General features: G+C 59.4%; 31 protein-coding genes and 3 tRNA genes. 18 read left to right on the top strand and 16 right to left on the bottom strand.

Going from position 1 to position 26,707, the window contains the following annotated elements; all coding sequences use genetic code 11:
• Nucleotides 1-40 precede the first annotated feature (40 nt).
• From ACUN8C_RS01615 to ACUN8C_RS01560, 12 genes are all read left to right on the top strand, one after another.
• Nucleotides 41-226 carry a hypothetical protein gene (locus ACUN8C_RS01615; protein ID WP_445620634.1) on the top strand — a complete coding sequence of 62 codons (186 nt, stop codon included), beginning with the start codon at nucleotides 41-43 and terminating at the stop codon, nucleotides 224-226.
• 147 nt (nucleotides 227-373) lie between these two features.
• Nucleotides 374-631 (top strand): ogr/Delta-like zinc finger family protein, encoded by a 258-nt coding sequence (locus ACUN8C_RS01610; RefSeq protein ID WP_445620633.1) that lies wholly within the window; start codon nucleotides 374-376, stop codon nucleotides 629-631.
• Nucleotides 621-848 carry a hypothetical protein gene (locus tag ACUN8C_RS01605; RefSeq protein WP_445620632.1) on the top strand — a complete coding sequence of 76 codons (228 nt, stop codon included), beginning with the start codon at nucleotides 621-623 and terminating at the stop codon, nucleotides 846-848. The genes ACUN8C_RS01610 and ACUN8C_RS01605 overlap by 11 nt, the downstream gene beginning before the upstream one ends.
• A complete protein-coding gene (locus ACUN8C_RS01600; RefSeq protein WP_445620631.1) occupies nucleotides 836-1,171 on the top strand; it encodes a hypothetical protein in 336 nt (111 codons plus the stop codon). The genes ACUN8C_RS01605 and ACUN8C_RS01600 overlap by 13 nt, the downstream gene beginning before the upstream one ends.
• Nucleotides 1,172-1,173: 2 nt before the next feature.
• The gene (locus tag ACUN8C_RS01595) at nucleotides 1,174-1,635 is read left to right on the top strand and encodes a hypothetical protein (RefSeq protein ID WP_445620630.1); all 462 of its coding nucleotides are present in this window, start codon (nucleotides 1,174-1,176) and stop codon (nucleotides 1,633-1,635) included.
• Entirely contained in the window at nucleotides 1,632-3,593 is a 1,962-nt protein-coding gene (locus tag ACUN8C_RS01590) for a replication endonuclease (protein ID WP_445620629.1), read from the top strand. The genes ACUN8C_RS01595 and ACUN8C_RS01590 overlap by 4 nt, the downstream gene beginning before the upstream one ends.
• Before the next feature lie 11 nt (nucleotides 3,594-3,604).
• Nucleotides 3,605-3,820 (top strand): TraR/DksA family transcriptional regulator, encoded by a 216-nt coding sequence (locus tag ACUN8C_RS01585; RefSeq protein ID WP_445620628.1) that lies wholly within the window; start codon nucleotides 3,605-3,607, stop codon nucleotides 3,818-3,820.
• On the top strand, nucleotides 3,820-3,993 hold the full coding sequence (locus ACUN8C_RS01580) for a hypothetical protein (protein ID WP_445620627.1): 174 nt from the start codon (nucleotides 3,820-3,822) through the stop codon (nucleotides 3,991-3,993). The genes ACUN8C_RS01585 and ACUN8C_RS01580 overlap by 1 nt, the downstream gene beginning before the upstream one ends.
• Nucleotides 3,986-4,573: a hypothetical protein gene (locus ACUN8C_RS01575; protein ID WP_445620626.1), complete on the top strand. Its 588-nt coding sequence runs from the start codon at nucleotides 3,986-3,988 to the stop codon at nucleotides 4,571-4,573. Before ACUN8C_RS01580 ends, ACUN8C_RS01575 begins: the two co-directional genes overlap by 8 nt.
• A complete protein-coding gene (locus ACUN8C_RS01570) occupies nucleotides 4,570-4,788 on the top strand; it encodes a hypothetical protein (RefSeq protein ID WP_445620625.1) in 219 nt (72 codons plus the stop codon). Before ACUN8C_RS01575 ends, ACUN8C_RS01570 begins: the two co-directional genes overlap by 4 nt.
• Before the next feature lie 451 nt (nucleotides 4,789-5,239).
• Nucleotides 5,240-6,400 carry an Arm DNA-binding domain-containing protein gene (locus ACUN8C_RS01565; RefSeq protein ID WP_445620624.1) on the top strand — a complete coding sequence of 387 codons (1,161 nt, stop codon included), beginning with the start codon at nucleotides 5,240-5,242 and terminating at the stop codon, nucleotides 6,398-6,400.
• Nucleotides 6,401-7,102: 702 nt separating this feature from the next.
• On the top strand, nucleotides 7,103-8,074 hold the full coding sequence (locus tag ACUN8C_RS01560; protein ID WP_445620623.1) for an ATP-grasp fold amidoligase family protein: 972 nt from the start codon (nucleotides 7,103-7,105) through the stop codon (nucleotides 8,072-8,074).
• Nucleotides 8,075-8,120: 46 nt separating this feature from the next.
• On the opposite strand, the gene ACUN8C_RS01555 is transcribed toward ACUN8C_RS01560, so the two are convergent.
• The gene (locus ACUN8C_RS01555) at nucleotides 8,121-8,813 is read right to left on the bottom strand and encodes a hypothetical protein (RefSeq protein ID WP_445620622.1); all 693 of its coding nucleotides are present in this window, start codon (nucleotides 8,811-8,813) and stop codon (nucleotides 8,121-8,123) included.
• A gap of 285 nt (nucleotides 8,814-9,098) precedes the next feature.
• On the opposite strand from ACUN8C_RS01555, the gene ACUN8C_RS01550 reads away from it, so the two are divergent.
• On the top strand, nucleotides 9,099-9,692 hold the full coding sequence (locus ACUN8C_RS01550) for a Yip1 family protein (protein ID WP_445620621.1): 594 nt from the start codon (nucleotides 9,099-9,101) through the stop codon (nucleotides 9,690-9,692).
• 134 nt (nucleotides 9,693-9,826) lie between these two features.
• On the opposite strand, the gene ACUN8C_RS01545 is transcribed toward ACUN8C_RS01550, so the two are convergent.
• From ACUN8C_RS01545 to ACUN8C_RS01515, 7 genes are all read right to left on the bottom strand, one after another.
• Complete coding sequence (locus ACUN8C_RS01545; protein WP_086620861.1) at nucleotides 9,827-10,030, bottom strand: cold-shock protein; 204 nt, start codon at nucleotides 10,028-10,030, stop codon at nucleotides 9,827-9,829.
• Between the two features lie 402 nt (nucleotides 10,031-10,432).
• Nucleotides 10,433-10,508: transfer RNA gene (locus tag ACUN8C_RS01540), tRNA-Thr, on the bottom strand.
• A 25-nt stretch (nucleotides 10,509-10,533) separates the two neighbouring features.
• Nucleotides 10,534-10,608 (bottom strand) — tRNA-Gln (locus tag ACUN8C_RS01535).
• Nucleotides 10,609-10,613: 5 nt separating this feature from the next.
• Nucleotides 10,614-10,689: transfer RNA gene (locus ACUN8C_RS01530), tRNA-Phe, on the bottom strand.
• A gap of 73 nt (nucleotides 10,690-10,762) precedes the next feature.
• The gene (locus ACUN8C_RS01525; RefSeq protein WP_445620620.1) at nucleotides 10,763-11,035 is read right to left on the bottom strand and encodes an oxidative damage protection protein; all 273 of its coding nucleotides are present in this window, start codon (nucleotides 11,033-11,035) and stop codon (nucleotides 10,763-10,765) included.
• Between the two features lie 24 nt (nucleotides 11,036-11,059).
• Nucleotides 11,060-12,148 carry an A/G-specific adenine glycosylase gene (gene mutY / locus ACUN8C_RS01520; protein ID WP_445620619.1) on the bottom strand — a complete coding sequence of 363 codons (1,089 nt, stop codon included), beginning with the start codon at nucleotides 12,146-12,148 and terminating at the stop codon, nucleotides 11,060-11,062.
• A gap of 75 nt (nucleotides 12,149-12,223) precedes the next feature.
• On the bottom strand, nucleotides 12,224-14,557 hold the full coding sequence (locus ACUN8C_RS01515) for an AsmA family protein (RefSeq protein WP_445620618.1): 2,334 nt from the start codon (nucleotides 14,555-14,557) through the stop codon (nucleotides 12,224-12,226).
• 263 nt (nucleotides 14,558-14,820) lie between these two features.
• On the opposite strand from ACUN8C_RS01515, the gene hisB reads away from it, so the two are divergent.
• From hisB to hisF, 4 genes are read left to right on the top strand one after another with little or no spacing between them, the layout of a single operon-like run.
• Nucleotides 14,821-15,420 carry an imidazoleglycerol-phosphate dehydratase HisB gene (hisB, locus tag ACUN8C_RS01510; protein WP_445620617.1) on the top strand — a complete coding sequence of 200 codons (600 nt, stop codon included), beginning with the start codon at nucleotides 14,821-14,823 and terminating at the stop codon, nucleotides 15,418-15,420.
• 51 nt (nucleotides 15,421-15,471) lie between these two features.
• Nucleotides 15,472-16,116, top strand: coding sequence for an imidazole glycerol phosphate synthase subunit HisH (gene hisH / locus ACUN8C_RS01505; RefSeq protein WP_445620616.1), 645 nt, complete (start codon nucleotides 15,472-15,474; stop codon nucleotides 16,114-16,116).
• A gap of 45 nt (nucleotides 16,117-16,161) precedes the next feature.
• Complete coding sequence (gene hisA, locus ACUN8C_RS01500) at nucleotides 16,162-16,908, top strand: 1-(5-phosphoribosyl)-5-[(5-phosphoribosylamino)methylideneamino]imidazole-4-carboxamide isomerase (RefSeq protein WP_108844016.1); 747 nt, start codon at nucleotides 16,162-16,164, stop codon at nucleotides 16,906-16,908.
• Nucleotides 16,909-16,924: 16 nt separating this feature from the next.
• Nucleotides 16,925-17,698, top strand: coding sequence for an imidazole glycerol phosphate synthase subunit HisF (gene hisF / locus ACUN8C_RS01495; RefSeq protein ID WP_445620615.1), 774 nt, complete (start codon nucleotides 16,925-16,927; stop codon nucleotides 17,696-17,698).
• A 48-nt stretch (nucleotides 17,699-17,746) separates the two neighbouring features.
• Here the strand turns inward: hisF and ACUN8C_RS01490 are convergent, their stop codons facing one another.
• Nucleotides 17,747-18,361: a YjaG family protein gene (locus tag ACUN8C_RS01490; RefSeq protein ID WP_445620614.1), complete on the bottom strand. Its 615-nt coding sequence runs from the start codon at nucleotides 18,359-18,361 to the stop codon at nucleotides 17,747-17,749.
• Nucleotides 18,362-18,430: 69 nt separating this feature from the next.
• A complete protein-coding gene (locus tag ACUN8C_RS01485; protein WP_445620613.1) occupies nucleotides 18,431-18,724 on the bottom strand; it encodes an MGMT family protein in 294 nt (97 codons plus the stop codon).
• Nucleotides 18,725-18,797: 73 nt separating this feature from the next.
• On the opposite strand from ACUN8C_RS01485, the gene ACUN8C_RS01480 reads away from it, so the two are divergent.
• Entirely contained in the window at nucleotides 18,798-19,472 is a 675-nt protein-coding gene (locus ACUN8C_RS01480) for a type 1 glutamine amidotransferase (RefSeq protein ID WP_445620612.1), read from the top strand.
• Nucleotides 19,473-19,505: 33 nt separating this feature from the next.
• On the opposite strand, the gene mnmH is transcribed toward ACUN8C_RS01480, so the two are convergent.
• The 6 genes from mnmH to ACUN8C_RS01450 form a co-directional block, all read right to left on the bottom strand.
• A complete protein-coding gene (gene mnmH, locus ACUN8C_RS01475; RefSeq protein WP_445620611.1) occupies nucleotides 19,506-20,627 on the bottom strand; it encodes a tRNA 2-selenouridine(34) synthase MnmH in 1,122 nt (373 codons plus the stop codon).
• Complete coding sequence (selD, locus tag ACUN8C_RS01470) at nucleotides 20,614-21,651, bottom strand: selenide, water dikinase SelD (protein WP_445620610.1); 1,038 nt, start codon at nucleotides 21,649-21,651, stop codon at nucleotides 20,614-20,616. Before selD ends, mnmH begins: the two co-directional genes overlap by 14 nt.
• 101 nt (nucleotides 21,652-21,752) lie before the next feature.
• On the bottom strand, nucleotides 21,753-23,132 hold the full coding sequence (radA, locus tag ACUN8C_RS01465) for a DNA repair protein RadA (protein ID WP_445620609.1): 1,380 nt from the start codon (nucleotides 23,130-23,132) through the stop codon (nucleotides 21,753-21,755).
• Nucleotides 23,133-23,230: 98 nt separating this feature from the next.
• On the bottom strand, nucleotides 23,231-23,713 hold the full coding sequence (locus ACUN8C_RS01460) for a copper resistance protein NlpE N-terminal domain-containing protein (protein ID WP_445620608.1): 483 nt from the start codon (nucleotides 23,711-23,713) through the stop codon (nucleotides 23,231-23,233).
• 127 nt (nucleotides 23,714-23,840) lie between these two features.
• On the bottom strand, nucleotides 23,841-24,950 hold the full coding sequence (locus ACUN8C_RS01455) for an alkene reductase (protein WP_108844009.1): 1,110 nt from the start codon (nucleotides 24,948-24,950) through the stop codon (nucleotides 23,841-23,843).
• Between the two features lie 121 nt (nucleotides 24,951-25,071).
• Nucleotides 25,072-26,682, bottom strand: coding sequence for a sulfatase-like hydrolase/transferase (locus tag ACUN8C_RS01450; RefSeq protein ID WP_445620607.1), 1,611 nt, complete (start codon nucleotides 26,680-26,682; stop codon nucleotides 25,072-25,074).
• Nucleotides 26,683-26,707: the final 25 nt, after the last annotated feature.

Raw genomic sequence — 26,707 nt, 5'->3', positions numbered from 1 at the left:
GGGACGGCGCGACACCCTTTCAGGACCTCGCGAGGTACCCATGACACGACACATTGAAATGTTCCCGACCGATGCCGACCGCCGCGTGCTGGAAGCCGTTCGGCAGCAACAGGGTCTGGAAACGCTGGATCAGGCCGCCGAATTCGTACTGCGGCGCGCATTGAGAAAAGGCACGGCACGAATGGCCATGCCACGCGGGCCGCGAGCGGTTGGGAGGCGCGGATGAGTCACCGCCGCAAATGCGAGGTCTGCGGCAGCCCGACCCGCCGCGTGCCCAGCGACCTCCCCGAGGAAAAGGGCCTTGTTTATTACGACAAATGCACTGCCCCCCGATGCAACTGGATCGGCCAGGGCATAGCGAGGTTAACCCGACGTGTGGACATGCAAGGCGTGCAACTCACCCTGCCGGATTCGAACGAGTAAAAGCCCGCTCAAGCGCTTAACCGAAGTGTATGCGGACTGCCAGAACCCGGCCTGTGGTGCCCGCTGGTACGGCTATTACCAGATCAGAACCAGTACGGCAGTGCCGCAGGTGCAGCCGCCACGCGGGCCGGAAGATGAAAACGACTTCCCCTATTACCAGCTCGAGCCGTCACCGGGCCGGGCCAAGGAGCAAAGACATGACCATTGATCCTCACTATCAGATCGACCCCAGCGACAGTGTCCAGGACGCCGCGCAGGCATTCCTGCGCAACCAGCCGCGCTATCGCACACCGCACCAGATGGTGACGGCCTGCCGTCAGCACCTTGTCGACCACGGTCGTCTACGTGCCGATGAAGCACACCAGCACGCGGCCTATGCCTTCGATCAGCTCAACGCGCAGGGAGGTGTGGCATGCACGCACTGAATCATGACAGCCCGGCCATCGCTTTCATCCTGAGCCTGCCGCGCCGCGTGCATCGTGGCGATGCGATCAATCAGTGCACGTCGCACCTGATCCGACAGCACGGCCATACCCCGCGCGATGCCAGCCTGATGGCCGTGCAGGCGATGGCCGAGCTGGAAAGCTTCAACCGCCGCGCGGCCATCGATGTGGAATCGACCACCTCTTATGTCGTGGTCGTCAATCACCCGGACGGCCGCCGCATGGCCCTGACCGTCAGCGACCTGATCGGCTTTGCCGAGCGTCAGAACGCTGACGTTCGCGCCGTTCAGGCCGTGGGGGCGTAACCATGGCCAGCGTTCACGCCATCCGTCCCGTCGAACAGCTCGACCCGCGCGCCAGCTTTCTTGCCGTGCGAGACGAGCTGCGGCGACGCACTGAAAACCGCGACCTCGCGGAAGTCTGGGCTGCCATGCAGCCCGGCGAGCGCGCCGTGGTGCTGCGCTCGGCAGCACAGACGTTGGTGCCCAACCGGCCAATCAATGAGATTCCGCCCAATGAGCGCACGCCGGAAGCCATCGCCAACAACCTGACACGCACCCCGATCGAGTGGATGACGCCCAAAACGCGTGAAGCGATCCGCTCGGCCATCCATCGCATGAGTGCTTACGCCAGTCGCCTGCGCGATGGGATGCGCCCCGCATCGCATCCGTCTCAGACGCTTGCCGCAAGTGCTCGGCAGGCACTCGCCCAGGGCGACATCGCCGCCGCGCAGCACTATCTGGCACTGATCGAGGCCAACGCAGAATGACCAGCGCAATCGAGCTATCCCGTGAATTCGGCGCGCCCGGCGGTCAGGGCACGCTGAGCTGCCAGCAGTGGCGTGAGCAGTATGTGTTCGACCGCTACCCGCAATACGCCGAGCAGCTGGCACAGGCGTTTCTGGTCGTGGCCCGCAAAAGTGGCAACGCCGCCGGCAACCGTTATCTGCGCCGGATCTGTCAGCGCCTGCACGTCGGGCCGTTTCGTGTGACCCATGACGATGAGGGCATCTGCAATCACGCCGAGGCACAGGCCATGGCCATCAAGCGGGTGCATGACGAGAAGGTGGGCGAGGCCAATCGTGCCGGCGGTTCCGAGCTGGACGCCGCCGAGGCTGCGCTGGCGCTAGGGCTGGAACGCGTCGAGAAACACGAGATTGATCCACCGGACGGCAAACTGCCGATCCGCGTCCAGCTGGCACGCCTTGAGGACGCCAAATGGTGGCGTCGCAAGCTGCGCGTGTTGGCCGGTCGTCGCCTTGAGCAGCTGGAGCGCGAGCTGGGCAATGTGCATCACCGCGCCGGCATCTACTGCTCGAACGCCACCGTGGTGCGTCGCGCCAGTCAGAAGCTGCGCAATCTCGCGATGCTGGAAGCGGTCGAGGCCATCAACCAGCACGGCCAGAACTACACGCTCGCCGAGCTTTCCGAGCTGGGCCTGGCCAATCCGGACCACCGCCGCGCCGAGCTGATGCTGCGCATTCGCGAGACCGAGGCCGAAGCTCGCCGACTGGGTCATGTGGGCGTGTTCTACACCCTCACCTGCCCGTCACGCTTTCACCCTGTACGCGCCAAGAGCTGCACCCGTAATCCGGTCTATGACGGTTACACCCCGCGCGACGGTCAGCGCTATCTGACCACGATCTGGTCGCGCATTCGCTCGGCGCTGGCCCGTGAGGACATCGGCGTTTATGGCGTGCGCGTGGCAGAGCCCCACCACGACGGCACGCCGCACTGGCACATGCTGATGTGGGCACATGCGGATCACGTCGAGCGGGTCAACGAGGTCATGCGCGAGTACGCACTGGCCGACACCCCCGACGAGCCGGGCGCTCAGCAGAACCGCTTTCAGGCCAAGCTCATCGACTACACGCGCGGCACCGCTGCCGGGTATGTCGCCAAGTACGTCTCGAAAAACGTCAACGGCCGGCAGTTTGTCGATCTCGACGAGTACGGCCGGGAAATGGCATCTAGCGCGCCGCGCGTTGAAGCGTGGGCCGCCGTGTGGGGCATTCGTCAGTTTCAGTTCGTCGGGCTGCCCAGCGTGACGGTCTGGCGTGAGGTTCGCCGGCTGACCGAACAGCAGGCCGAGCAGCTGGCCGCATGGGAAGCCGCCACGAATCCGGGGCGCTCGATCATCGAATTCATGGCGAAGGTGCGCACCGCCTGCAACGCCGGGGCATGGGATCAGTTCCTGCGTCTGATGGGTGGCCCGCTCACCCCGCGCAAGCTGCAGCCGATTCGCCCTTGGCGCGAATGGCGCATGGATACCAGCCGGGAAATGGGCGCCGATGAGGTGCCGTTCGCTCGCGGCGGGTACGGCGAGCGCGTCGAGATCACCTACGGCCTGCTGGTGAAAGGTGCCGAGTATTTGACCCGGTTTTACAGCTGGACAATGCGCCCGAAGGCACGCGCCGGCGCTTACGACTTCAGCCAGAAGGGTTCATATGGAGGCGGCGCAGCCGCCGACCCTTGGACTTGTGTGAATAACTGTACGCCCGACATGACGCCGCGCGCAGCCGATCCCCACACCGATGCGCTCCAGGCAAAACGGTATCGGGAGTGGATCAACAGCACCGAATACCGCGCCGAGCAGGAACTGGCGCAGCAAGAGCATGAAGAAACCCAGCAGGCGCTCGCGGATCTGGAGCGCCGGCACCGGGAAAGCATCCAGCCACCACCCGCGTGGCAGCGAACCCCTGAATTCATTCCCTTTGAGCTGAGATAGCAGGAGACCCCGTGGCCGATTCAATCGATCTCGCCAATGAAAATAGCCAGCGCCATCTTGAGGCCGCGCTGGCCAGCCGTGCCCGCATGGCGACCATGCCCAGCCTGACCCACTGCGAAGACTGCGACGAGCCGATCCCGGAAGCGCGCCGCAATGCGGTACCGGGTGTGGCCACCTGCATCGAATGCCAGTCGATCAACGAACACAAGTCAAAAGGAATCCGGTAATGGAACAGCTGATCATTTTTGCCCTGCTCACCTTGCTGGCCATCGTCACCCTGCGCATGGCCTACCTGCTGGGCCGCGCGTCGGCCAGCGATGAACTGGCCGTGCAGTTTGACGAATACACCCGCATGGCCAATCGCCTCGCGGCATCGGAAAAAGGGGTGCGACATGAATAAGACTATTCAGGACCTCAAAGACGAAAACCAGCTGCTGCGCGATGGTATTCGCACCATCACATCCGGTCTGATGAATGGTGAGTATGCGGATCTGTTATCTACTGATCATGACCTGACAAGGCTGCACACTGTTATTGGATGCATGGTTGAGGAAGTAAACCAAAAGGCTCGTAAGGTCGAGCTGCTGAAGAAATACGGCATAGCATGCGATGCCCAGATTGGAGAAAGCCAGCGCCGCATTGCTTTGCTGGCTGCTCCGTTGGAGCAGGCATGGGATAACGGGTACCTGAATGGCCGCGAGGATACGCTATCGGAGTTAGCGCAGAAGGATCGCGATATCGAGAAGGATGATAGTGACTGGGTCCCGGCTGGCCATTCCGCGCCGCAGGAAAAGAATACCGCTACGCATCGTGGAATAAGCGGTGAGCTTTATCGTGAGCCAGGCAGTGGTTCAGCAGTTGGGTGGCTGGTTTGGCGTGAGGGACAGACCATGGCCGGTTGGGTTGGGGTATCCGATGGTCGCCCGAAAGAGTTTGTAGAGCGGCTCCAGCCTAAAGCCAGTCATCGGGGTGAAGCATGAGCCACGAACAGCAACAAGCAACGGGCGCCACCATGGCGCCCCAGGGCATGCCCGAAGATATTCGGCTGACACTTCTGGCCGCCGTAACCGAGCAGATGATCAGGGTACGCCGCAGGCCGCAGGGGGTCGTCAGCACTTATGAGCTGTCGCGCCTGATTCCGGCAGCGGAGTGGCTGACAAACGATACCGAAGGGGACGCCGGTGCAAAGCACTGATAACCAAAAGCGCGGCGGCGGTGCCGCTCGCGCTGCCGGCATTCTCTGCCGCGACCCGGCGTTCGGACTCTATCTGGATCAAAGGGCCCGATCCAAGTTCGGCGCATCAGTGCCGGACGGTACCCACATCGAACAGGACGCCCGCGACTGGATCTGCCGGGCGTGCGGTGTCGAGAGCCGGCGAGAGATAGATGGCAGCCCTCAAGCAAGGGCGACGCTTCGTACTATTTCGGACCGTTTCAGTGCCTGGAAGACGCGAAAAAAATCAGCAGAATATGGGGGCGCCGATGCTCGCGATCGATCACCTGACCATTGAAAAGTTCGCCGCGGAAACGGGCTATAGCGAGGAAGCCGTCCGGTCCAAGATCAAACGTGGCCAGTGGCGCATGGGGCAGGAGGTGTTCAAGGCACCCGATGGTCGGATACTGATTTCACTGCAAGGATATAGAGAGTGGGTGACCAGCAGTATGACGGCGTCCGCGTCGCCTCGGAAACGACAATACAGATCGACTTCCAGTATCAGGGCGTCCGGTGCCGGGAACGTCTCAAGCTCAAGCCCACTCCCGCTAATCTGAAAAAAGCGGCGCGTCACCGCGCCGCGATAATCGATTCTATCGATGCCGGCACATTCGATTACGGCGTCACCTTTCCCGGCAGCAAAAACGCCCGCAAGTTCATCCGGCAGGATCGGCTCGACCACTACCTGCGCCAGTGGCTGGAACACAAGCGCCCTACCCTAAAGACCAGCACCTATGATGGGTACCGAAAGGCCATCGAGGGAAAGCTGATCCCCGCGTTTGGGCATCTGATGCTGGCCGAGTTCAAGCGATCCCATGCCCGTGATTGGGCGGCCTCGCTGACCTGTACCAATAAACGGATCTCGAACCTGCTCAGTCCGTTGCGCACTGCTCTCACCGATGCCATGTACGATGAGCTGATCGCGACCAATCCACTGGCCGGCTGGCACTATCAGCGTCAGGAAAAGGTTACCGGTCAAACCGATAAAATTGATCCATTCACACCCGAGGAACAATTGGCCATTCTGGCCAACCTTCCTGATGAGGGCCGGCCATTGATTCAGTTTGCATTCTGGACCGGGCTGCGCACATCAGAGCTGGTCGCGCTGGAGTGGAATGATGTCGATACGGTCAGACGAAAGGCCCGAATATCGAGAGGCATCACCCAGGCATCGCGCGGTCAGGCCGAGACGCCCAAAACAGCAGCCGGTATAAGAGAGATCGATTTACTACCGGCTGCGCTGGATGCGCTCAAGCAGCAGAAGCTGTTCAGCGATCACCATGAAAGTGGGCGAGTGTTCCTGAATCCACGCACCGGCGCGCCTTGGACGGGTGATCAGGCGATTCGAAAAACGCTGTGGGTACATGCTCTAAACTGTGCTGATGTGCGCTATCGTCGCCAATACCAGACACGGCACACTTATGCTTCGATGATGATCAGCGCTGGCGAGCCTATCGCTTGGGTATCGCGTCAAATGGGGCACACGAGCGTAGTACTGACTGCGCAGGTCTACTCTCAGTGGGTGCCATCAACCAGCCATCAGGCAGGGTCAAAGGCTGTCGATATGTTCTGGCAACTTGACGGCAACAAGTGACGTAAGCTACTGTTATATAAGGCTTCGCCGGGGGTTCAACTCCCCCCGCCTCCACCAAACATCAAAAAAGCCGCCCCACACCGGGCGGCTTTTTTTGTTCGATGACTTTTTGATTAGTGGCTTAACTACTAATTACAGCTATATATAAATTTAATAATTTTTTGCATGGAAAAGAATTTTTAATATTTTATCCATAAAAGCGTCTATTTTATCCATATTCGCCCTGCCGGAAATAATGTACCAAACTTGAACCGGTGCTTTGGATACATTTAAAACATGCGATGATCGTCACTTTGCGCGTTCCAGCCTACCTGTACGGCCACGTCACACGATTAAATGTCGTGGACCATTAATATGTTTTTTTTAATTACCCTTTCTGGCAGCGGTAATTATGCACAAAGCAACAAAAGATACACAAAGTGACCTGTAACACCACTTCGGCACATCCCGGTGGTGAACACGCTGCCAATATGATGCTGTCGCAGCCAATACTTATCGGAATGATGTTTTCCATGGATGGCGCCGTACCATTTTTCAGCTCACACTGAAAAACTCTACGACAACCTTCATAAGCGGTTCAGCGAGATTTTTTCATTCGTTAACCGGCAAGGTTATTCATGGCCAAAAAGGACATCATCCGATACAACAGTCCGATCCAATGGGCAGCTGTATCGCAGGGTATCCAAGAATGAAGGAGGGCATATGCCCAGGGCCGTAAAAAACCTGTTTGCCGACTCGCTGACGGCTGAATCGGAGCCTCAAATGAAGAAGCAGGACAGCAGGGCTGTCGATGTGGAGAAAAAGGACCGCATCGATGAATACCTGCGCCTGGCGCGTCGCAGCATCATGAATGTCCTGCCCGACAAGTGGCATACGGCACTTCGTTATCGACGAGTGTTCGGGGAATTTCCGGATTTGAAAAACCCGCGCACCTTTAACGAAAAAATCTGCTATCGCAAGATTAATCCTCAGCCCATTTATTCCGTTCTGAGTGACAAGATTGCAGCACGTGATTATGTAGCGCATACCATTGGCGAACAGTATCTGGTGCCCTGCTATGCAATAGAGTCCGAGCCGACACCGGCCACCTATTCAGCACTACCGGAAAGCTTTGTCATGAAAGCCAATCATGGCTTTGGATATAACCTTCTGGTGCGCGACAAGGCCGACCATCCCTTCCCCCAGATCTACAATCTGGGACAGCACTGGCTGGGACAGGATTTTTATGATGTTTGCCGGGAAGCGCACTATCGGGATATCAAACCTCGCCTGATTTTTGAAAAGCTGCTTCTGGACGATCTTGGCAACATTCCCAAGGACTTTAAGTTCCACTGCTTCCAGCGTGAAGGCGAAGACCCGGTCGTTTTCATCGAAGTGACGCACGACCGCTTTACCAACTACAAGGTCGATTTTTACAATCAGGACTGGGAACTGGTAGAAATTCGCCGACCCGAAGTCAGTACAGGGCAGGCCATGCCCCGTCCACAACAGCTTGATGAAGCACTCGAGCTGGCACTCAAGCTTGCCAACGGCTTCTCTTACGTTCGGGTGGATTTTTACCTCGTGGGTGACGCCATTTATTTTGGCGAGATGACCTTTACGCCGACGGCTGGACTGACAAAGTTCAAGGATCGCGAAACCGATCATCAGTGGGGCGCTCTGTTCGACATCTAGACCCGCCCCTCTCTGACATGGCAACTCCCGGTTGCCATGTCAGGGTCTACTCCTCCTGCTTGCCACCCGAATCAAGGGGCATTCGAAGATCGCGCTGCCACCGGCGAACCTTGAGCCGCTGACGACGTTTGCCCAACTGCTGCGTGCCGATTGTTTCAGGAACCAGACTCAGCTTTTCAGCGTCATCGTATTTCATGTTGAAGCGGCGACTGGCCCCTATCGGGCTTGTCTCGGCACCAAAGATCATGATCAGACGAATCTCAATGCTACTGAAGCCCACCTCTCCGGTCGGCCGGCAGCTGTCGTCAACGCTGATGCCATGCTCACTGGCCACTTTCTGAAGCAGCGTCCGAAAGGTGCCTGCGTTCATGTACTCGCCTGATCCCAGCGGCCCCTGCCGTGTCACCTGACGCAGCTCTTTCATGTCAACATCGCTGCCGCCCTCCCCCTGCTCGTCCACAGTATCGGTTACGTCAGTCACGTACTGGTCATCGCTGGTTTCAAGCTTGACGATAATGCTGTCGACAAACACGGCAGACTGGCTCATGTTACTGACGATGCAGCGTGAATCGATCCCTCGACCATAGCCGTGATTGATAATGATCTGAGGACGGCGCTGCATGCGAAAGTTATGCAGCAGCAGCTGCAGATAAACGCCCCAGATTAAAAGCATGCCCACACTGGTCAGGCCGCTAAAGACCGTGGCGTTTTCCTGTATCCAGTCCCACAAGTTACTCAAAAAATAGATCACCATCACCCCCCTGAAAAATATACGCCCGGACACCGCCGCGACCTGCTCGGCAGGGCATCATCTGCATCAGACAAGCATGGCCTAAAAAGTGATCCGCCGCCCGGGCAAGTGCGCCTATCGACCAATAGATGTCTGCAACCGGCACATTGAGAAGCAATGCCCACTATAGTACTAGACAGTTGACCTCATTCCGGTGGCCAACTGTATGAAGCATGGCTCGTTCGTAGTGACATCAACACTGTTATGGACCTCAAGCGGTCCGGGGAGTGCATCATGATTCATCATGTCTGGGGCCTGATGGCTCATCCTCATCGAGAGTGGAAAAACATTGAAGGTGAGCACGAAAGCGCAACACACATGTACGCCAGCCATGTTCTATTATTGGCAACCGTTCCTGTGGTCTGCGCGTTTATTGGTACGACTACCGTTGGCTGGGACTTTGGACGCTCGGCTGTCGTCACCCTTTCTACCATCAGCGCATTACAGCTGGCCGTTCTGTTCTACCTCGCCATTCTGGGAGCCATCGCCCTGATGGGGTTTGTCATTCATCGCATGGCACAACGATACCCCGTCCATCCCGACCTGAATCGTTGCATCGTTTTTGCCGGATATGTCGCGACGCCCATGTTTCTGGCCGGCCTGGTCGCTCTGTACCCCATGATATGGCTGTGCGTACTGGCAGGCGTGGCAGGGCTTTGCTACACCGGCTACCTGCTCTATCTGGGCATACCGGGGTTTCTGGGCATCGATCGCAAGGAAGGCTTTATTGTCTCAAGCTCGACGCTGGGCATTGGCGTGTTGGTGCTTGAAGTGCTTCTCGCCATTGCCGTGTTGCTGTGGGGATACGGTGCGCACCTCGTCTACTAGGCCGACAGGCACGGAAGAATGAAGAATTGATAGGCGGGTACGGAAGGGAATCAGAATAAATACAAAAGATGGAGGCAAATAAAAAGGGAGCTGCCATTGGCAGCTCCCTTTACAGCAGAATTTAATCTACCGAATTACTCGGGGCGGATTGCAGAAGCCTGCAGACCTTTTTTACCCTGAGTGACGTTGAAGGAGACCTTTTGGCCTTCCTGCAGCGATTTGAAACCTTCTGCCTGAATCTCGGAGAAGTGTGCGAAAAGATCGTCGCCACCGTCGTCAGGAGAAATGAAACCGAAGCCTTTGCTGTCGTTGAACCACTTAACAGTGCCAGTTGCCATGCTTTTGATACCTGTGCAATAAATTAATGATGGTTAGCCCACCGCGGGCACAAACAAGATAGCCATTCATATGCTCTCGACAGGATCGATTACAACTGACGATATACTGCCTTGTTAACCACCCGGATCATAGTGCACCTATCGCTCTACCGGGTCAAGTAACCCTTTGGTAGGGGGTACGATATGTACAAGATGAATATTTTATATAGCGTGAAAAAAACGGGTCGTCAACAAAAATTCCTGACATGCAGTGCAGGGAAAATCCGCTCTGCGCTGCCTCAGAGGTTACCCATGACTCGCTGCAATCGAGACGCCACTACCCTCTGCACTGTTAAACGCGCACAAAAAAACCGCCTGAAAGGCGGTTTCTTTTTTTCGAATCGCTTTAGTGCCAATTCGAAATGGTGCCGGCTGAAGGAGTCGAACCCTCGACCTACTGATTACAAGTCAGTTGCTCTACCAACTGAGCTAAGCCGGCATATTCATCTGCAAGCAGAATGAAGTGGCTGGGGTACCAGGACTCGAACCTGGGAATGCCGATACCAAAAACCGGTGCCTTACCACTTGGCTATACCCCAGCAGATGGTGGCCAGAGACGGAATCGAACCGCCGACACGGGGATTTTCAATCCCCTGCTCTACCGACTGAGCTATCTGGCCGCTGCCAACGGCTGCGTATTAAATCGAAAACCTCTTCCCGGGTCAACACCTTTCTCAATATTATTTCAAAAACTTATTGAGAGGGCGGTACGTAGCCTTCAGCGCTGTCGGTTTGTTCGTTGTTGAAAAATTGCGTCATCTGCATCATCAGATAATCGCGAGTCTCGGGATCGAGCATGTTGAGACGCTTTTCATTGATCAAACGCGTCTGAAGTGCCTGCCACTCCTCCCAGGCCTTCCGGGAAACGTTGTCATAAATGTCCTGACCTTTGGCACCCGGCAGCGGCGGCATCTGAAGCCCTTCGAGCTCCTGCTGGTACTTGCGGCAAAATACCGTACGAGTCATTGAAATACCTTAGTGTAAGCGCTCTCAAAGGAGCGTGAATGATGACAGGGACTCAAGCAGCGCCTTGACCGGTGCTGCCAGCCCTATGTTGTCGGGTTGGTCAGGATCATACCATCGCCATCCTGGTGCAGCGTGCTGGTCACCCTGACGTGACAGATGCGCCTGAACCGGCGTGATCTCAAGTCGAAAATGCGTAAAGACGTGCACAAAGGAGGACCACTGCCCTTGTACTTCACTGCCCGGCATTTCCCCGGCCAGCCAGGCGTCCAGAGCCCTGCTGTCATCAAACTGGGGCAACCCCCACAGCCCCCCCCATAAACCGCTTGAAGGGCGCTGCTCGAGCAGCACGTGTCCGTTCTCATCGCGCAGCATCAGCATCATGGTCTGACGCACCGGCTTTTCCTTTTTTGGCTTTGACTCGGGAAAGCGCTGCTCTTCTCCCCTGGCATGAGCCACACAGTCCGCTTCAAAGGGGCACAGGAGGCAGCTGGGGCGTCGTCGAGTGCACAGGGTAGCCCCCATGTCCATCATGGCCTGAGTGAAGTCAGCACAGCGCCATTGCGGGGTATAGTGCTCGGCCAGCTGCCAGAGTCTTCGCTCTACCTCCGGCCGACCAGGCCAGCCCTCGACACCATGAAGACGCGTCAGTACCCGCTTGACGTTGCCATCCAGAATGGGGGCGCGCTTGCCGGTGGCCTGTGCGATGATGGCCCCGGCCGTCGAACGGCCGATACCCGGCAGCGCACTCAGCGCCTCGACGCTTTCGACCGGGAATTCTCCATTGTGCTCATGCACTACATATTTGGCCGCGCGATGCAGGTTGCGGGCACGCGCGTAATAGCCAAGCCCTGTCCAGAGATGCAGCACCTCATCCTGCTCGGCCGCGGCCAGCGCGGCCACATCCGGAAAACGCTGCATGAAACGTTCGAAATAGCCAATGACGGTGGCCACCTGTGTCTGCTGCAGCATGATCTCTGACACCCAGACGCGGTAAGGGCTTCGGTCCTGCTGCCAGGGCAGATGGGTACGGCCATATTGATCAAACCAGCCCAGCAACCGGGTGCGGAAATATTCGGCATCCAGCGGCTGCGGGGCCTCGATAAAAGTACTCACGAATGGGCTCTTGCCTGGATATGAAACTCGGAAGTGCCGGCGCCCGTTCATCGGGACGCCGGCCCTGTGACGTGGTTACTGGAAAAGCCCCTTGATGGCATTTCGAAGATTGCTGCCGGAATCCTCGCCCAGCTTTTCCTCGATGCGCTGTCCCAGCCTACCCTCCAGCTGACGGTCCAGATGCTCGCGCAGCGTCTGCTGCCCTTCGCTGGCAGCGGTCTTTTGCAGGATGGCGCGAAAGGCGTCAGTGTCGAAACGACACCACTGGGCCGGAGCATCCCCTAGATCCCCCGAACAGTGCAGCGGCAGCTGTATGCGGCTCAGCGTCGCGCTGACCGGGCACCCCTGGGTGTCGGCGGTGTTGGCCAGCCGAGCCGCCAGCGCCATATCCAGAGTCTGCGCCTTTAGATCCACCTGGCCGCTGCCGGCAATATCAATCCCTGGCAGGGCCACTTTCAGATCATCATTTTGAATGACGCCGTCGACAATATCGAAGCTGGCGGCGAACTGATCGAACTCGGTATCGCTGCCCCACTCGTGCGAGGTGCTGTTGCCCTGCAGCATGGCCGCCGTGGTACACAGCTGACCCGGCAGATTGATGCCCAGCATGGCGCCATCAGTAATCTCGAACGCTGCCTTGCCATCAAGGTGGGCCAGCAGAGAATTATCCGCTCCAGGCGTAGAGGACAGCGTTGCCCGGGCATTGAGCGTGCCGCGAAAAAGGTCATCACGCCCCAGCGCATCCTGCAACAGGGGTTGAAGCGCCACACCGGTCAGCGTCGGCTCAAGGGATAATGACGGCGATGACGCGCCAACGTTCATGGCACCACTGGCCTTGAGCGTTCCGTCGTAGAGATCAGCGTCAAGGCTTGCGAGACGGTAGTCCCCATCACTGCCCCGCGCCTGCAGTGACACGTTTTCAAGATGAAGCGCGCGTACCTTGAGCGCCTCAAGGCGTAGATTCAGGGCAAGATCCAGCGAGCGGGCCAGCGCCAGTGCTCCTTCACCGGAGGCGTTTTCAGCGTCTGTGCCCTGCGCTGCGTTACTGTCCACAGGCTGTGGCGCCTCGTCGGTCGGAGACGCTGGCGTGGCTTTCGGCGGTAGATAGCGATCAATATCCAGCGAATCTCCCGTAAGATCGGCATGCAGGCGGGGAGTATCCATGCCCAGCGATGCCGTCCCTTCCAGGGTCGTATCATCAATATTGATGGCCAGATCCGTAAACCGCGCTGAATGTGTATCCCCCTCGACCTTCGAAGAGATGCCGACTCGCTGAAACGCCTGAGCATCTGCCGTGGCCGGCAGCTTCCCCAGCCGCTCCAGCCAGCTGCGAAGATCTGCAGGCGCCATATCGATCTGCCCCTGCCAGTGCAGATCATCCTGCATATTGCGCGCCTCTCCGCTACCGGTCAGGCGCAGCCACTGGCCGCTGTTGAGCGCAAACGACGTCAGAGCCGCGTGATTGTCCTCAAGCGACACCTCTCCACTGGCCTCGCCGCTCAGTGGCAGGGCGTGCTCACCCAGCGACGGCAGGTAGAAAGTGCCATCAAGGACCGCCTTGTCAAAGCTGTAGCGCTGCTGACTCAAATCTGCAGCCAGTCTTGAAGCATTAAAATTAAAGCTCTGATCATGGGCATCATCCAGGTTCGGCAGATGCATTGCCCCCTTCAGAGCCAGATTGTCGAGGGTGTAAAGGGCACTGTTCAGATTCAGGTTGGCTTGGCTTTTCAAACTGACATTACCGGACATTTCCGGTCGAGTGCCTTCAAGGGCAAAGGACAGCTCCAGTGGAAAGCTCCCTCCGGAGGTCACGTTGGAGGCCTGCAGGGCCAGGGAAGACAGCGTGATGTCGCGATGGTGCTCATGATCTTCAAAATGCACCTGACCATCACGAACCTGAATGCTGGCGATATCCATGGCAAGAGGTCGATCACCGGCGGTCGTGACGCGCTGCGGCCGCCTGGAGGGCGAGGCTGGCGGGACATTGTCCTGACGCGCGGCAGTATCGATCAACGTCTCCCAGTTGCCACGCCCCTGCGCGTCACGCTCAAGGTTGAGACGAAGACCATCGAGCGTGAAACCATCGACTTCGATATTGCCGCTCAGAAGCGGAGCAAAGCGCAGACGCGCCTCGGCCTGTCTGAACGCTGCAAAGGGGGCCTCTCCCGCCTTTTGGTTGGGAAGACGCGCCGAGGCGTCTTCCACGGTAACGCCGATGCGTGGGTAGAACGTCCAGGACAGCGGGCCGTTCAGGGACAGCTCAAGCCCCGTGTGCTCACGCACGGCATCGGCAAGCCTGGGCTTGAGGTCGTTGGGATCGAGAAAGGTCGTCGCATAAATCACCACGGCCACGGCCAGCAGCCCCAGCACCCCCATCGCCGCCAGTACTATTCTGAACAACGCTTTCATTGAATATTCTCCCAAAGACCCTGTACCACCTGATCACGTCACCGGCAGGTTCGAGCCTCATGTCGGAAAGCTGCCCATGCGTTGCGGGCGTTAGTGTAGCGGATGGTCACTGCCCTTCTCTATAATGGCGCGCCGGCGCAAGTACTCGCACGCACGGCAACAACGCTTCGGTCCATCGAGCCGCGCGGGCATGACCCGGTTTTGATATCGTTGTGATCCATTACGCCCTCGAGGCGATGATCTTCTTTTTGCAGGGAGCCTTCATGACCCAGTCGTCGCGACGCGCCAGTATTTCACGTCATACCAGCGAAACACGCATCAGTGTCTCGCTTGACCTTGACGGCCAGGGCGAGCTCAAAGCCGATACCGGCGTGCCCTTTTTCGAGCACATGCTCGATCAGATCGCACGTCATGGGATGATCGATCTGACCATCGATGCCGACGGCGACCGCCATATTGACGATCATCACACGGTCGAGGATACCGGCATTACTCTGGGCCAGGCCTTTGCCGAGGCGCTGGGCGACAAGCGTGGCATCCATCGCTACGGTCACGCCTATGTCCCGCTGGATGAGGCACTCTCACGCGTGGTGATCGATTTTTCCGGACGCCCGGGGCTTTTCATGAACGCCGAGTTCACGCGAGATACCATCGGCGCCTTCGAGACCCAACTGGTGTCCGAGTTCTTTCAGGGGTTTGCCAGCCATGCCCGTGCGACCGTCCATATCGACAACCTGAAGGGCGATAACGCGCACCATCAGGTCGAAACCATTTTCAAGGCCTTCGGGCGCGCCCTGCGCATGGCCGTGTCTCCGGATGAGCGCATGGCGGGGCGTATTGCCTCGACCAAGGGCAGCCTGTAACCCAACACCATCCGATCGGCGTGATGCCGCTCGGCAAGGAGTGTGTTCAGCATGACGATTGCCATCATCGATTACGGCATGGGCAACCTGCACTCGGTGGCCAAGGCCATCGAGCACGTCAGCCCCGATGAACGCGTCACCATCACGCGCGATGCTCGCGCGATCAAGGGGGCCTCGCGCGTGGTCCTGCCAGGCCAGGGCGCCATTCGTGATTGCATGGGAGAACTTGAGCGCACCGAGCTGACCGGTCTGGTCAAGGAACTCCTGAAAGATGCCAGCAAGCCCCTGCTGGGCATCTGTGTCGGTCAGCAGATGCTGATGGACAAAAGCGAGGAAAATGGCGGCGTGCGCTGCCTGGGCTATATGCCCGGACGAGTCACCCGCTTTAATGACCAGGCACTTGATGAGCAGGGTCAGCGGCTCAAGGTGCCGCACATGGGGTGGAACCGCGTTCATCAGCATCACATGCACCCTCTGTGGGAAGGCATCCTGACCGGTGAGCGGTTCTACTTCGTGCACAGCTATTTCGTTCAGGCCGAAGACGATGCCCACGCGATGGGCTATATCGATTACGCCGGCAGCCGCGCCCATGTGGCCACCGGCCGTGACGCCGTCTTTGCCGTACAGTTTCATCCGGAAAAGAGTGCCGAGGCCGGTCTCAGACTGCTGGCAAACTTTGTGGCCTGGTCGCCCTGACTTTCCCGCGCCCAGGACATTTCACGACAAGGATAAGGAATCCCCATGCTGGTCATCCCCGCCATCGACCTGAAAGACGGTCAGTGTGTTCGCCTCAAGCAGGGCCGTATGGAAGACTCGACCACCTACGGTGAAGACCCGGTGGCCATGGCACAGCGCTGGGTGGATGAAGGCGCGCGACGCCTGCACCTGGTCGATCTCAACGGTGCCTTCGAGGGCCGCCCGGTCAATGAAGAAGCGGTCAGGGCCATTGCCGCCCGCTTCCCGGACCTGCCCATTCAGATCGGTGGCGGCATCCGCACCCGAGAGGTGATTCAAAGCTATCTCGATGCCGGCGTCAGCTGGGTCATCATCGGCACCCAGGCCGTACGCGATCCGGACTTTGTCCGCCAGATGTGTCGCGAATTTCCCGGCCATATCATGGTCGGCCTTGATGCACGGGATGGCTATGTGGCCACCGACGGCTGGGCAGAAGTCTCCACCATGCGTGCGGTGGATCTGGCCCGTCATTTTGCAGAAGATGGCGTCAGCGCCATTATTTATACCGACATTTCGCGCGATGGCATGATGAACGGCGTCAACGTTGAATCCACTGTCGAAATGGCCAGCCATGGCGGCGTGCCGGTGATCGCCTCCGGTGGCGTCACCGATATCGAAGACGTCCAGAAGCTGGCGGATGTCTCGGCGGCCGGCATTGTCGGCGCCATTACCGGACGGGCCATTTACGAAGGCCGGCTTGACCTGGCCGAGGCCCAGACCCTGTGCGACACCATCGAAGCACAGCGCGGCTGATGACCCGGAGAAGCACATGACACTGGCAAAACGCATTATCCCCTGCCTGGACGTGGACCGTGGCCGCGTGGTCAAGGGCGTCAATTTTCTGGGCATTCGGGATGCCGGCGACCCGGTCGAGGTGGCACGGCGTTACAACGAACAAAATGCCGACGAGATTACCTTTCTCGATATTACCGCCAGCCATGAGGCGCGCGGCACCACGCTGGATATGGTCAGCCGAATTGCCGGTGAGGTGTTCATTCCGCTGACCGTGGGGGGCGGTATTCGCAGCTGCGATAATATCCGCGCACTGCTCAATGCCGGCGCCGACAAGGTCTCGATCAATACGGCCGCCGTTACCGACCCCGACTTTGTGTATGAAGCGTCCCAGCGTTTTGGGAGCCAGTGCATTGTCGTGGCCATCGATGCCAAGCGGGTCAGCGAGGATGGCGAACCGCCACGCTGGGAGATCTTCACCCATGGCGGGCGCAAGCCAACCGGGCTCGATGCCGTGGCATGGTCGCGCAGGATGGTCGACTACGGCGCCGGCGAGCTGCTGGTGACCAGCATGGACCGTGACGGCACCCGGGAAGGCTTTGATCTGGGCGTCACACGGGCCATCAGTGACGCCGTGTCAGTACCGGTGATCGCCTCGGGCGGGGTAGGCAATCTGGATCATCTGGTGGCCGGGGTGAAGGAAGGCGGCGCCGATGCCGTGCTGGCCGCCAGTATCTTTCACTTCGGTGAGTACACCATCGAACAGGCCAAGCAGTACATGGCCGACCATGACATCGAAATGCGCCTGTAAGTCTGGCTGACCTGCGGCGTTGTCCGTCGACGCCGCAGGTCCTGAGGGTCAATCGTCCGTCTGGTCTGCCGTCAGCCCCAGATTGCTGAAACCCTCGTTTCTTCCAAGCGCTTTCAGTGCACGAAGCCCTTCGCGGTCCAGCGTCTGCGTTTCGACGGTTTCCAGCACCGCCAGCTGGAATGACCGCTCATCGCTCATCAATTCGTGCCCCTCAATCAGCGCCTCGCGTTCGACATCATCATGGATGTCGTCACCGGCGCTCATCTCGATAAAGCGCTCGATGCCGCCGATGGACAATCGACTGACATCGACCGGTGCCTCGCCTGCCGGACCCGACAGCACATCTACACAGGCAGACAGGGCCAGGGTGAGATCACGGGCAATACGCGCCCCGAAGCTGTCATCCTCTTCCGGTGGCTCACAGGCCACCAGCTTTTCACCCTGGCGCTCGAAATCGATGCGGGCATCGCGTACACCCAGGCTTTCCCATATCAGCGCCAGAAGGCTGGTCACGCCATGGGCATCCCCTGCCTCACCAATCTCGGCATAGAGGCGATAATTGGGCATCAGCCGCTCGCTCAATGTCGCCATGAACGCCAGTGCCTGACGTGGTGACAGCGCCCTCAGACGCTTTTCAAAACCCGCTGCGATCATGGTGGGCATCGCTGGTTCTCCCTGTTCGAAATCAATCATGCCGGGGTTGTGACACCCCGGCGGGGTCATGCCCTGCCATCAGGGCCAGAAAAAACGCGAGGGAATACGGCCACGGGCATCGAACATCACGCCTTCTGCACTCAGGAGCTCGCGCTGCTCACTGGCGCCGCCATGGTCGGCAAGTCGGCCCCCGGCGGCCACGACGCGATGCCAGGGCAGCGTATGCCCTTCCGGCAGCAGACGCAGCAGTGCACCGATCGAGCGCGGCGTGGCGCCTTCCGTCATTTTGGCGATCGCACCATAGGTGGTCACCCGCCCTTCAGGAATGCGGGCAATAATGGTCGTGGCCTGCTCTCGTACCTCATCACGCATGTGGCTTCCCGGTGCCTGTCCATATCGGTGTATGCTGAGTGATCAAATTATCGTTATCCATCATGGCCCTATCATGCATATCTATTTTTTACAGCATGCGCCTCATTTTGGACCGGCCCGCCTGGCGGACTGGCTGACCAGCATGGGCCATAGCTTCAACGTGTGTCACCTTTACGCCGATGAAGTACCGCCCAGACCCGGTGATTTCGATGCCCTGATCGTTCTGGGCGGACCCGAACAGATCGTTGCGCATGGCTGGGGCAAGCGTGAACAGCATCTTGTCGAGCGGACCCTTAAAAGCTCAAAGCCGATCATGGGACTGGGCTACGGCGCCGAGTTGATTGCCGAAGCGCTGGGCGCCATCGTCTCCCTGAACACCCATGGCGAGTTTGGCTGGCATGCCGTCCACCGCAACGAGCACGGTGACCTGGATTTGCCGGAGCGCTTTGAGGCCTTTCTCTGGCATCGGCGCATCTTCGGACTGCCGGAAGGTGCCATTTCGATCGGTGCCAGCGAGGCCAGCCCCCTGCAGGGATTTACCTGGGATGGCGCCCGGGTCGTGGCCATGCATTGTCATCTGGAAGCCACGCAGGAATGGGTCCGGGACATTATCGAACGCGAGTCTCGGAGTCTGGCAACGCCCGGGCGATGGGTGCAGTCGCGCGACGAGATGCTCGAAGACAGTCGCCGCTTTGCACAACAGGCCGCCGTACTGGATCGGATCATGATCGACTGGCTGCGCCTTTAGCACGGTCTGGACAAGTAGGCGCTCGTTGAGCGCTCACTCGCCATCGTCGCTTTGACGCTGCTGATCAACAGCCTCACGCACGAACGCCAGCACTTCCTGCCATGTTCCGGTAAAGGCCGGACGCTGCTCGCTTTGACGCAGCTGGTAGTGATACATGGGGTCGTAGTACTCACTCAGAAGCGGGGACAGCCAGCCATCATGGGCCTGGCTGTCCTCCGTGGTGACGTGAGCCTCAAAGGCCTGCTGCTGAAGCTGTAATAACCGCTCAAGGCGCGCACTGCCCAGCCGTTTTTTCAGGCGAACCAGGGCGCTGACCAGCTGGCGACGCATCAGCGACCAGCCGAGCCACGGGCCATAGGACTGTCGATACTGCGTCCATAAATCATCGATATAGTCACGACGAATCTGGGCCAGCCGCCACGCCAGCGGCATCTCGATCAGCACCCTGGGGGCGGCGCAAAGGCCCTGCCAGAGCGGCAGTGGAATCTCGACACTGCCGATGCGGCGGGATTCATCTTCGAAGACATAAGGCGCCCGACGCGCGGCCAGATCCATTGCCAGCGCATGCTCAAAGTTGATCTGCGTGGGCGGCTGCCCGGGCTGGCGGCCAAAGCTCGACCCCTTGTGGCGTGCATGCCCCTCCAGATCGATACCGCTATCCAGCGCCTTGATCATGTCGGTCTTGGCACAGCCGGTCAGTCCCGCAATCACCAGCGACGGCGCGCTGGCCGCCTGCTCGGTGACCCTCATCAGCGTTTGTCGAGCGGCCTTGAATCCGCCCTTGAGACGCGCCACCTCGAGTCCTTCTTCCGCCAGCCATTGCTGGGCAATGCCTGAGCGCTGGCCACCGCGCGCGCAGTAGATCAGCGCATCGGGATGGCGGGCCAGAGCCTCTCGCCAAGCCATAATACGGCTTTCTCGCAGGGCACCACTGACCAGCTGATGACCCAACCTGAGGGCAGCATCGCTGCCCTTTTGCCGGTAGCAGGTGCCGACTCGAGCCCGCTCATCGTCATCCATCAGCGGCAGATTGATGGCGCCTGGCAGCGCCCCCTGGGCAAACTCGACCGGGGCGCGCACATCAATCAGCAGCGAGGTACCTTTCAGCTGATCAAGGGTGGGCACGAGCTGCTCACCCTGTTTATTGCTGGACATGGAAGACCGCTTCGCCCTCTCGAGTGATGCATTCACCAAAGGCCTCAAGCGTCAGCCCATGCTCACGGCCAATACGCTCGACATCATCTTCATAGGCAGGGTCGACGGCCAGCACCAGACCGCCGGACGTCTGCGGATCACACAGCCACTGCCAGTGATAGTCATCCATGGCCGGCATCAGCTTGCCCATGGCATGGTGATTACGCTCGGTGCCGCCGGGCACCGCACCCTGGCGAAGATAACCATCTGCCTCGGGAATACGCGGCAGGCGTCTGAAATCGATCCGGGCGGCCACATTGCTGGCCGTACAGATTTCACCCAGATGTCCGGCCAGGCCAAAGCCTGTTACGTCGGTCATGGCATGCACACCCGACACGGTCGCCAGTTTCTGTCCGATGGCATTGGTGCGCAGCATGATGTCTCGTGCCAGCCCGTGGTGTTCCGGCGCCAGCAGCCCACGCTTTTCAGCCGTGGTCAGGATGCCCACGCCCAGCGGCTTGGTCAGATAAAGACGGTCGCCGGGCCGGGCGCCATTGTTGCGTTTTAAATGCTCAAGCGGGATCAGTCCGTTCACGGCCAGACCAAAGATGGGCTCCGGAGCATCAATGGAGTGTCCACCGGCCAGCGCCAGCCCAAGCTCACGGCACACTGACTGGGCACCGGCCAGCACCTCACCGGCAATCTTGGGAGAGAGCTTGTTGATCGGCCATCCCAGAATGCCCAGTGCCATGATGGGACGTCCGCCCATGGCAAAGACATCGCTGATGGCATTGGTCGCAGCAATGCGCCCAAAATCAAAGGGGTCATCCACGATGGGCATGAAAAAGTCGGTCGTGGCAATCAGACCCTGACCATCGCCCAGGTCATAGACGGCAGCATCTTCCCGGTCCTGATTGCCGACGATCAGCTTGTCGCTGAAGGCACCAGGACCTGCATTTTTCAGCATGCTATCCAGTACATCCGGTGCAATCTTGCACCCACAGCCAGCCCCATGGCTGTATTGGGTAAGGCGAATCTGTGTCATGAGCGGCTCCCTTTTTGATCTTCAGTATACTCCATGGCGCCACCTTTACTGTGGCACCGCCGCCGGCGTTTCGGCCAGTCATTACCGTGCGTCCCGCTCGATCAGATGGCCTCAAGTGCCTCCGAAAGCCGGTCCACGGCGATCACTTCCATGCCGGCCGGTGTTTTTTTGGGCGCATTGCCGCGCGGAACAATGGCACGAGTAAAGCCATGTTTGGAGGCCTCGACAATACGCTCCTGACCACTGGGCACCGGACGAATTTCACCGGAAAGGCCGACCTCACCGAATACGACCAGTTCACGGGGCAGCGAGCGGTTTTGTAGACTCGACACCACGGCCAGCAGTACGGCCAGGTCGGCACTGGTCTCCAGCACCTTCATCCCGCCAACCACGTTAACGAAGACATCCTGATCACCGGTAAACAGGCCCCCGTGGCGGTGCAGTACCGCCAGCAGCATGGCCAGACGCTGAGCATCAAAGCCAACGGCCACACGCCGCGGGTTGCCCAGTGCCGACTCATCCAGCAGCGCCTGAACTTCCACCAGCAGGGGTCGGGTCCCTTCCCAGACCACCATGACCAGACTGCCGGGCGCCATCTCCTCGCCACGGGAAAGAAAGATGGCGCTGGGGTTTTTCACTTCCCGCAGCCCCTGCTCCAGCATGGCGAAGACACCCAGCTCGTTGACTGCGCCAAAGCGGTTCTTTTGTCCGCGCAGGGTGCGAAAACGCGAATCGGAGCTGCCTTCGAGCAACAACGAGGCATCGATCATGTGCTCCAGAACGCGCGGGCCCGCCAGAGCGCCATCCTTGGTGACGTGCCCTACCAGCATCAATACCGTGCCGGTCTGCTTGGCAAAGCGGGTCAGGGCTGCCGCCGATTCCCGTACCTGCGCGACGCCACCGGGGGCCGATGAGACGTCCTCCAGATGCATGGTCTGAATGGAGTCGATGATCAGAACCGCCGGCTTTTCCCGCTCGGCCATGCCAAGAATGGTTTCCACACTGGTTTCTGCCAGCATGGAAAGCCCCTGCGTGGGCAGCGATAAACGATGGGCGCGCATGGCCACCTGCGACAGCGATTCCTCACCGGTGACATAGACCACGCGATGTTGCTGAGCGAGATGACAGGCAGTCTGCAACAGCAGTGTAGACTTGCCGGCGCCAGGATCGCCGCCCAGCAAAATGGCGCCACCGGGCACCAGCCCACCCCCCAGTACACGATCAAATTCGTCATAGGTGGTTGAAAAGCGCGGCAACTCGCTCAGATCGACCTTTGAAAGATCGGTCAGCGTCACGCTGGCGCCGCCGGCATACCCCTGGCGAGCCGCACTGGTCCCGGTATTGCTGCCGGGTCGGGAGGCGCTTGAAAGACGTATCTCGGTCAAGGTGTTCCATTCGCGGCAGCTGCTGCACTGTCCCTGCCACTTGGAATATTCGGCACCGCATTCGGTGCATACAAATGCACTCTTGGCTTTTGCCATGCTGCCTGTCCGTCCGCTCTGATGATTTCAGACATGAAAAAGGGCGGCCTGGCGCCGCCCTCTGTTCAACACTGCCCCCGAGGGCAGCATGCCTGACCTTACTGCTTGCGAGTCAGTCGCAGGGTCTGGCCGTTTTCGAAACGACGCAGCTGCGGATCCACCAGTTCGAGCGTGGAATCATTGACGCGCTCGAAATAGTAGACCTGACCTTCACCGGAAGGTGTCAGCTCATACACGGTGGCCGACGGATCATCCTGCATGCCGCTGATCACATCCCAGTTACCGCTGTAGGTTTCTGTCGGCGGATTCTGCGGATGGTTCTGATACTGCGCTTCCAGTTCGAACGTACGATCCTGCGGGTTGGTGGCCTTCTCATCGCCCTGCAGATTGACCGTCAGTGCGATCCCGCTGCAGTTACGACACGGCAGGGTGCCGGTGTAGGTGCGAGTGTCGCTCTGGGCCTGCGAGGACGAGGCCGTTGTGCCCGTGGCATCGGCACCCTGCTGCTCACCGCCGGTGCCGGCACAGCCTGCCAGTAGCGCCATCAGTGCCGAACCGGCCAGCAACGTTTTCATCTGCATGAAGCTTACTCCTGATGCATGTTTTTTGGCCGCGCGAGCGACCGGTGCCCCCTAGCATAGCTGCTCGTCGGGGGCACCGGAAAGACACCAATGCAGATTAGAGTCACTACGGCAGGGTCAGCAGCCGTTAGCGCGCCTGATCAGCCAGGAAGGGATAATCGGTATAGCCCTTCTCATCGCCACCATAGAAGGTGTCAGGGTCGGGTTCGGCAAGCTCGGCGCCAACACGAAAGCGCTCGGGCAGATCGGGATTTGCAATAAAGGGACGACCGAAGACGGCCGCATCGCCGATACCACGCTCGATCAGGTCCACCTCGCCTTCTGCCGTATAGTGTCCGCAAAAGAGCAGGGCCCCGTTACGAAAGCGTGCCCGCAGGGCGCGACGGAAATCATCGGTCAGATGAATGTCACCACCGGCCCAGTCAGGCTCATTGACGTGCAGGTAGGCCAGTTCACGGACATTAAGCTGATCGGCCAGATAAAAGGCCATCTGCTCGGATTCCTCGTCCTTGAGCCCGAAGATCTCGATAAACGGCGAGATACGAATGCCGACCCGGTCATAACCAAAGACGCTGGCAACAGCATCAACGATCTCAAGCACGACACGAGCGCGATTTTCGATCGAGCCGCCATAGCGGTCGGTGCGCTGATTGGAGCCGGTCGCCAGAAACTGCTGCAGCAGATAGGCATTGGCGGCATGGACTTCAATCATGTCAAAACCGGCACGGCGAGCGCGTACGGCGGCCAGACGATAATCCTCGACCAGACCGGGAATCTCTTCGGTTTCCAGCGCGCGCGGCGTACTGGCATCTTCCCGGCCGGAGCTGCCGTCCTCGAACTCCACGAACGCCTGGGCGCCTTCACCGCGCAGGGCGCTGGGGGCGACCGGCTGCTGACCTTCGGGCTGAACGCGTTCGTTGGAGACACGACCCACATGCCAGAGCTGCAGCGCAATGCGCCCACCGCGAGCGTGTACGGCTTCTACCACGCCCTTCCAGCCGGCTTCCTGCTCATCGGTCCAGATACCCGGGGTATAGACATAGCCGGTTGCGGTCGGCGAGATATTGGTCGCCTCGGCAATGATCAACCCGGCCCCGGCACGCTGACCGTAGTAGGTTTCCTGCAGGCGCCCGGGGATACGATCCGGTGTCCGCGCGCGCGTCAGCGGTGCCATGATGACCCGATTGGGGATTTCCAGTGAGCCCAGCTGAAGCGGTTCGAATAGAACATCGTGCATGGCGAGAACCTCCGTGTTCGGTGACTCTGGTAAATGAACAATAATGTGAGTCAGCCCACTACATGGAGACTGTTAGCCTGCTTATCAAGTCATCCGAGCGAAAATCGCTTTTTTCCCCTGTTCAGGGAGCGCCGAAGCCTTCAACCAGACGCTGGCGCAGGGCATCCATCCCCCAGTGAGCACTGTCCTGTTCTGGCAGCATGCCCGGACGCCAACCCCATTTACCAAACTGATCCAGGATGCGCCTGTCACGGGTCATGACATGTACCGGGACGTCCATGCTGGCACCCTCTCCGGTAATCAGGGAAGCCGGCTGATGATCGCCCATGGCAATCACGACAAGGTTGTCGTTGCCGTAATGAGCGACAAAGGAACCCAGTGCCTCAAGGGCATAATCCACCGATTTGAGGTACTGCGTACGCACGCGCTCGCTGTCCTGCCAGACCACATCAGGCGAGTCGCCGGCATTGGCCCACTGGTTGAAGATGCGACCGCTGCCGACCTGCGCCCAGTCCACCAGCGGTGGAATGGGCGTCCAGGGGGCATGACTGGTCAGGGTCGCGATTTCAGCCATGATGGGCGCTCGATGCTCGTAAGAAAGCGCCAGTCTTTGCAGCGCTGCGTAGGTGTACTGATCCGGCATGGTGATCCAGTTGAAGGGCTCGCCTTCATAACCGAGATTGCGAGCGTCATAGACCTTGTCAAACTGGAAGTAGCGATTGGCCAGCCACTCGCGGGTCAATGCCGGCTCGACCGCCATGGTTTGCCAGCCGGCGCGCTTGAAAAGACGTGCCAGCGAGACCCGATCGGTTCCCATGAGCCAGTTGTAGCGCCGCTGTGAGTTGATCCAGAGCCCCGATTGAAGCGTGGAATGAGCAAGCCAGCTCTGGCCACCAACCGTCGGCGAGGCAAGCCAGGCACTGCGAGCGCCAAACCCGGCCTGCCCCAGCTCGCTATCGATGGCGGCCATGCGCGAACGCATGACGCCGGCATAGCGCTCATCCTCCAATGCCGTGCGCCCATAGGATTCTATAAAGACAAAGAGCACATCATGCCCTTTCAGACCGGTGAGAAGCTGCTCGGTGGGCGTCTGCGCGACAGGATCCTGTCGCGCGTGCGCTTTCAGGGCGGCAAGATCGCGAAGATTCTGCCGCGACTGCGTAACGTGTTCGACCATCAGGCGTGAGGAGTCGGCGAGCCGGGGTGTGTCATGCCGGAGCCCACCCAACAGTGAGACCAGCAGCACTCCTGACGCCAAGGCCCAGAGCCACCTGCGCTGGCCGGCCGGCCGACCGGGTGCCGCCTGACGCGCCAGCAGCGACCATCCGACGACCATGGTGGCGAGTATCAAAAGCAGCACCACGACAAGGGCAGCCGCCGACAGCCAGGCCTTGTCAGTGCCTACCGTACCGCTGAAGACGTTCCAACCCGGCCCCAGCAGGCGCCAGTCCGATATGGGATCAAAAATGCGCCAATAGGCCTGAAGCGCCACCATGTCAGCCAGTTTGAGCAGTGTCAGCAGTACGAGCACGATCGCCAATAATGGCGACAAAAGGCGTGTTACACGGCGAGGAAGCCCCCATAGCGCCATCAACATGAGTGGAAGCTCAAGCGGCGGCCACCACTCACTGGCTCGGGCGAGCGCGCCGATCTGGTTGGGGAGTGCCAGCACGAGATACCCCAACAAAAGGGCAAGTCCCATGGCACCGATACGTTTAATGCTTCCAGCCACCGAACAGCTCCTCGCCATGTCATGA

Source organism: Kushneria sp. Sum13, from assembly GCF_052692355.1.
Note: the sequence above shows the minus strand (reverse complement) of the source record. Positions and strands in the feature narration are given on the sequence as shown.